At 69.2% G+C, this 633-nt stretch carries 1 protein-coding gene; it reads right to left on the reverse strand.

The window, feature by feature from the left end; all coding sequences use genetic code 11:
• A partial coding sequence (locus ACYVDE_RS25415) for a tetratricopeptide repeat protein (protein WP_460504294.1) occupies positions 1-633 on the reverse strand: 633 nt, incomplete at both ends.

The raw sequence follows: 633 nt of genomic DNA on the forward strand, positions 1-633 counted from the left end.
GCGCTATCGGGGCGGCCCTGCAACAGCTGAACGCGCGCCACCGCCAGCTCCGCGGCCGGAATGTTAAAGGCGTCGTGCGTGGCGTAGGCGGCGGCCCGCGCCCGCTGCGCATACGCCAGAGCCTGGGGCAGCTGGTGTTGTGCCACGTACAGTTCCGACAGGTTTATCTCGTCGATGATGACGCTGGTGCGGTCGCCCACCGCGCGGTTCAGCACCACCGAGCGGCGCAGGTAGCGCAGGGCGCGGGGGTAGTCGTGCAGCTTGTAGTAGGCATTGCCGATGAGGTTGGAAGCCGCGGCGCGCATGTGCTCGTCGCCGCGGGCATTGGCCAGGCGCAGGGCAGGCTGCAGCACCTGCAGGGCCTCGGTGTAGTTGCCCAGCTGCACGTACACGCTGCCCAGCGCCACCTGCAGATAGGTTTGGGCCACCTGGTCGTGGGCGCGCTCGGCGTAGGGCAGCCCTTGCAGCGCGGCCCGCAGTGAAGCCAGCGAGTTTTCCTGCTCGCTGGCAATAAAGCTCCACTGCACGAAGGTTTTGGCCAGGCCGGCGTTGTCGTGGCGGCGGGCAAACAGGGCCTGGGCTTCCTGGGTGTAGCGGCTGGCCTCGGGGTAATCGGCGCGGCGGCGGGCGCGG

Source organism: Hymenobacter agri, from assembly GCF_054778495.1.